This window comes from Armatimonas sp. (genome assembly GCF_043760365.1).
GTDB lineage: Bacteria > Armatimonadota > Armatimonadia > Armatimonadales > Armatimonadaceae > Armatimonas.
In genome coordinates, this window is sequence record NZ_JAYUPA010000615.1 from 1 (window position 1) to 1506 (window position 1506).

At 59.6% G+C, this 1506-nt stretch carries 2 protein-coding genes; both read left to right on the top strand.

Features of this window, described 5'->3' with window-relative positions; translation table 11 throughout:
- Positions 1-899, top strand: an 899-nt coding sequence (locus tag ACH2EH_RS14110) for a glycosyltransferase family 4 protein (protein WP_395142681.1), incomplete at its 5' end; no start/stop codon positions are given.
- Between the two features lie 11 nt (positions 900-910).
- Positions 911-1506, top strand: a 596-nt coding sequence (locus tag ACH2EH_RS14115) for a GNAT family N-acetyltransferase (RefSeq protein ID WP_395142682.1), incomplete at its 3' end; no start/stop codon positions are given.

A 1506-nucleotide genomic window follows, 5' to 3' on the forward strand; every position in this document is an offset into this window, starting at 1 on the left:
TCATTGGTTTCTTTGCCGCGTTTGTCGGGCTGCGCCTCTTTGGGAACCTGCCTAGCCCCATCGCCCCCGACACACGCCCGCACCTTGAGCCACTCTTGGGTATCCCCCCCCACCCGATCCTGGGCATCCTTCTGGGAGCACTGATCGTCTCCTTCATCGGGGCACTCGACGACATGACCACAATTGGCCCTAAGGATGCGCAGGGAAAGAGCATGGGTCTCTCCCCCAAGCTTCAGGCACTGGGTCTGCTCTTTGCGGGCCTGGTCGCGGCACTCTTTGGAGCACGGATTGAGGGCACGACCAACCCGGTTCCGAATCTCATCCCCGGTTCGTATCTTTCACTGGGCTGGTTTTCGGTGCCCCTGACGATGTTCTGGGTATTTCTGGCCACCAAGACCTTTGATTTCCTTGATGGGCTTGATGGCCTCGCGGCGGGTGTCGGGGGGATTGCGGCGGCAACCATGGGACTGATGGCAGCTTTCTCGCGCACGCCCGAGCCAACGGTAGCACTCCTCGCGGCGACCACTTTTGGGGCAGCAGTGGGCTTTCTGCGCTACAACTACAACCCCGCCTCGATCTTCATGGGAACCGTGGGCTCGTACTTTCTGGGGTTCATGCTGGCGATGCTCGCGGTGGTGGGGGCTTTTAAGGTGCCTGTAGCCGCTGCCGTTTTCCTGCCCCTGATCGTGCTGGGTGTCCCTGTTTTTGATGCGCTCTATGTCATCGGGCGGCGGGCGGCGCAGGGGAAAAAGATCACCGAGGCAGACAAATCGCACATCCACCATCGCCTCACCGAGCGCGGCCTCTCGGTCACAAAAGCGGTCTGGGCGATCTACGGGCTCACCTTTATCACCTGCCTGATCGCACTCCTGCTGGTCTGGTGGGGCCGAAAGCCGTAGAATGGGCAAGTATGCAGGCACTGCTCTCTCGGCTCTCGTTTCGGCGACCCCGAAAAGATACCCCGCTTCCCGCAATCGAGCTGGTCGGGGAGCGCATTGTCTTGCGTCCCGTGGAGCTAGGCGATGCCCAGGACATGTTCGTCTTTGTCGCCGATCTCAAGGTTGTTCACTTTCTGCCCTGGCAGCCCGCCTCCGAGCTACGAGGAGTCCAGGCGTTTCTAGAGCAGCAACGCGAGCGTCGGCGCAATGGCGAGTCGCTAGCGTTCGCCATTGTCTGGGAAGCCACCCGTACGGTGATTGGGTCCACGGATATTATGCAGCTCCTTGCCCGTGATAGGCATGTTGAGCTGGGCTATATCCTGGCACAAGAGTTCTGGAGCAAGGGCATCATGACCGAAGCCGCCGTGCTGAGCCGTGACTATGTTTTTGCGGAGCTGAAGCGGCAGAAACTGGTCGCTTTTGCCGATCATGAGAATACGGGTTCACGGCGTGTGCTAGAAAAAATAGGCATGAGCGAGATCGGGAGCGAGTGGCGAACCATCAAGGAACGCAATCGCCTCTACATCCGCTACGAGCTGACACGCGAAACCTGGGAGAGATTAGTTCA